The 3584-nt window shown below is 73.0% G+C and carries 2 protein-coding genes; both read left to right on the forward strand.

What is annotated here, in order from left to right:
- The first annotated feature begins 180 nt into the window (after positions 1-180).
- Positions 181-2574 (forward strand): RNA degradosome polyphosphate kinase, encoded by a 2394-nt coding sequence (locus AOK11_RS19750; protein WP_206188886.1) that lies wholly within the window; start codon positions 181-183, stop codon positions 2572-2574.
- Positions 2555-3584: CHAD domain-containing protein (locus tag AOK11_RS19755; protein WP_079034966.1), on the forward strand; the 1030-nt coding region annotated here is incomplete at its 3' end. The genes AOK11_RS19750 and AOK11_RS19755, both read left to right, overlap by 20 nt.

The following is a 3584-nucleotide window of genomic DNA, read 5'->3' on the forward strand; positions in this document are numbered from 1 at the left end:
GCATACGGTCGTCCCGAGAACACCGACCGGAGCGACGCCCCACCGGCGCGCGGGCGCCCGGTGCGCGCGCCGGGGTCCGGCCTCCGCGCGCCCGCCCCGGCCCCGGTGGGCCGCGCCCCGATAGCCCACACGTCATGTCTCCGTAACCGGGGATTCAGACAGTCTTGCGACGCTCGGCGCATGCATCCCGTCGTGCCAGAGCCGCCCCCGCCACCCGGGGGGAACGGGGCCGCCCCAGGGGCACGATCCCTCCCGCCCCCGCCGTCCGGCGCGCCTATAAGGCCTGTGGCGCGGAACAATGGATTCATGAGCCAGTCGAACGCCAAAATTGGCGCCACCGCCAAGGGTCAGGTACAAGCCACGGGCCAGGTGCAACACCCGCAGCCCTCCGTGGGCTCGATCGCCGCCCACCGGCCGCACACCGTGGCCGGGACGGTCTCCGATCTGGAACCGGACATCGACTCGGACCTGGACGTCTACAAGGAGTCGGACACGGGCGGCGAGCCGCTCCCCCAGGGCAGGTTCCTCGACCGGGAGCGCAGCTGGCTCGCCTTCAACGAGCGCGTTCTGGAGCTCGCCGAGGACCCGAGCACCCCCCTCCTCGAGCGGGCCAACTTCCTCGCGATCTTCGCCAGCAACCTGGACGAGTTCTTCATGGTCCGGGTGGCCGGTCTCAAGCGCCGCATCGCCACCGGTGTCGCCACCCGCTCCGCGTCCGGCCTCCAGCCGCGCGAGGTGCTGGAGATGATCTGGTCCCGTTCGCGCGAGCTGATGGCACGGCACGCCGCCTGCTTCCACGAGGACGTCCTCCCCGGGCTGGCGGACGCGGGCATCCACCTGGTCCGCTGGAGCGAGCTGACGGAGAAGGAGCAGGCCCGCCTGTTCACCCTCTTCCGGCACCAGATCTTCCCCGTGCTGACCCCCCTGGCGGTCGACCCGGCGCACCCCTTCCCGTACATATCGGGACTGTCGCTGAACCTGGCCGTGATCGTGCGCAACCCGGTCACCGGTCACCGGCACTTCGCCCGGGTCAAGGTGCCGCCGCTGCTGTCCCGCTTCCTGGAGAGCTCCCCGGGCCGTTACGTCCCCGTCGAGGACGTCATCGCCGCCCACCTGGAGGAGCTGTTCCCGGGCATGGAGGTGCTCCAGCACCACGCCTTCCGGCTCACCCGCAACGAGGATCTGGAGGTCGAGGAGGACGACACCGAGAACCTCCTCATCGCCCTGGAGAAGGAGCTCATGCGGCGCCGCTTCGGGCCGCCGGTGCGCCTCGAGGTCGAGGAGTCCATCGACCGTGACGTCCTGGACCTCCTGGTGCGCGAACTGAAGATCAGCGAGGCCGAGGTGTACCCGCTGCCGGGGCCGCTCGACCTCACCGGCCTCTTCCGCATCCACGGGCTCGACCGGCCGGAGCTGAAGTACCGCGCGTTCATCGCCGGCACGCACCGCGATCTCGCCGAGGTCGAGTCGGCGTCCGCGCCGGACGTCTTCGCCGCGCTCCGCAGCCGGGACGTGCTGCTGCACCACCCGTACGACTCGTTCTCCACGTCGGTGCAGGCCTTCCTGGAGCAGGCGGCGGCCGACCCGGACGTCCTCGCGATCAAGCAGACCCTGTACCGGACCTCCGGCGACTCCCCGATCGTCGACGCGCTCATCGACGCGGCCGAGTCCGGCAAGCAGGTCCTCGTCCTGGTCGAGCTCAAGGCCCGGTTCGACGAGTCCGCCAACATCAAGTGGGCGCGCAAGCTGGAGGAGTCCGGCTGCCACGTCGTCTACGGTCTGGTCGGTCTGAAGACCCACTGCAAACTGTCCCTGGTGGTCCGCCAGGAGGGCGAGACGCTCCGGCGGTACAGCCACGTGGGCACCGGCAACTACCACCCGAAGACGGCCCGGCTCTACGAGGACCTCGGCCTGCTCACCGCCGACCCGCAGGTCGGCGCGGACCTCTCGGACCTGTTCAACCGCCTCTCCGGCTACTCCCGCCGCGAGACGTACCGGCGGCTGCTGGTCGCCCCCAAGTCCCTGCGCGACGGGCTGATCTCCCGGATCGACAAGGAGGCCCAGCACCACCGTGCCGGACGCCCCGCGTACGTCCGCATCAAGGTCAACTCGATGGTGGACGAGGCGATCATCGACGCCCTGTACCGGGCCTCGCAGGCGGGGGTGCCGGTGGACGTGTGGGTGCGTGGCATCTGCGCGATCCGGCCGGGCGTCGAGGGGCTGTCGGAGAACATCCGGGTCCGGTCCGTCCTCGGCCGCTTCCTCGAACACTCCCGCATCTTCTCCTTCGGCAACGGCGGCGAGCCCGAGGTGTGGTTCGGCAGCGCGGACATGATGCACCGCAACCTGGACCGCCGTATCGAGGCGCTGGTCAGGGTCACCGACCCCGCCCACCGGGCGTCCTTGAACCGGCTGCTGGAGTCCGGCATGTCCGACACCATCACGTCCTGGCACCTCGGCCCGGACGGCGAGTGGACACGGCACGCGACGGACGCGGACGGCCGGCCCCTGCGACACATCCAGGAGATGCTCATAGACGCCCGGAGGCGCCGGCGTGGCACAGCAACACCTTGACCCGACGGACCCGAGAACCGGCTCAGGACCGGGCTCGGGCCCCGGCTCCGAGTCCGGCCCGAGCACCGGCCCGAGGACCGGACTGACAACCGGTCCGACGGCCGGTCCGGTGTCCGCGGAGGCCCTGTCGGGTTATCTACGGGCCCAGGCCACCGAGTTCCTGCGCGCGCTGCGTCTCCACCGGGAGGCGGGGGCGGGCGCGGCGGCCTCGGAGGGTTCCGTCGAAGCGGCGCTCGCGCTGCGCCGGTCCGCCCGCCGGATCAGCGGCAGCCTGCACACCTTCCAGGCGGTCCTGGACCCCGACTGGTCCGAGGCGATGCGCCCGGAGCTGGCCTGGGTCTCCGGCACCCTGGCACTGGAACACGCCTGCTCGGCACGTTTGGAGCGGCTGCTCCAGGCACTGCACCGGCTGTCCGGCACGGCGGCGCTCCCGGCCCAGGGACCGGCCGGGGCCGGTCCGGCGGGCGGACCCGGCGGGCCCGGCGGCTCGGCCCGGTCCTCCGCCCCGGCCGCCGTCGCCGCCACGGCCGGGACCACCACCGCCGCCCCCGGGCGCGGCAGCCTCACCGTGGGCGCCGCCAAGGCCGGCGCCCTGCTGGACCGGCAGCTCACCCTGGCCCGGACCCGGGCGCACTCCACGGCGCTCCAGGCCCTCGGCTCCTCCCGGTTCCACGCCGTCGCCGACAAGGTCGCCGTGCTGGCCAGCGAGGTTCCGCTGACCCCGGCCGCCGGCACCGCCGACCTGCGCCCGCCGGCCGAGGCCGCGCGGGAGCGGCTCGTCGACGCCGTCGCGGCGCTGCCCCTGATCACCGCGGGCAGCCCGTACAACGCGGAGGCGCTGGCCCACGGGCTGTCCCCGGACCCGGCTCCGCATCCGCAGGACGCCCCCTGGCACCAGGTCCGCCTGCTGCTGCGCCTGCACCGGTACGCCCTCGAGGTGCTGTACCGGGCCGCCGAGGCCGCCGGAACCGCAGCGGCCGCGGAGCCCACCGCTCCCACCGCCGCCACCG

Origin of the sequence: Streptomyces hirsutus, from assembly GCF_001418415.1 — a bacterium.
Taxonomy (GTDB): Bacteria; Actinomycetota; Actinomycetes; order Streptomycetales; family Streptomycetaceae; genus Streptomyces; species Streptomyces hirsutus.